Annotated in this window: 1 protein-coding gene; it reads left to right on the top strand. The window is 51.4% G+C overall.

Annotated elements, in window-relative coordinates:
• Positions 1-14: 14 nt before the first annotated feature.
• The coding region (locus tag NE664_14205; protein ID MCQ4727788.1) for a substrate-binding domain-containing protein at positions 15-438 on the top strand (424 nt) is incomplete at its 3' end.

Raw genomic sequence — 438 nt, 5'->3', positions numbered from 1 at the left:
AGAGGAGAACAATTATGAAAAAGAACATGGTAAAAACACTTGCACTTGCCGGAATGGCAGTTTTAACAATGGGAACCCTGGCCGGATGCGGCAGCAATACAACCGAATCAACCGCGGCGCCAACCACCGCACAGTCAGAGGCTGAGACCACCACAGCAGGTACTGCCTCCGCTGAGACAACCACAGCGGCTCCTGCAGCTTCCGCTGATTTAAAGGGATCCATCAGCATGGTAGGTTCCACCTCCATGGAAAAATTTGCAACCGCGCTCAGTGAGATCTTCATGGAAAAATATCCGAACATCACGGTTCAGGCTGAATTCGTCGGTTCCGGTGCCGGTGTGGAAGCCGTAAATAACGGCTCCGCAGATATCGGCAACTCTTCCCGTGAATTAAAGGATGAAGAGAAAGCCAACGGCATCGCCGAAAACATTGTAGCCA

Origin of the sequence: Anaerotignum faecicola, assembly GCA_024460105.1 — a bacterium.
Lineage (GTDB): Bacteria > Bacillota > Clostridia > Lachnospirales > Anaerotignaceae > JANFXS01.
The sequence above is the reverse complement of the archived record's forward strand: the minus strand, read 5'-3'. Positions and strand labels throughout refer to the sequence as shown.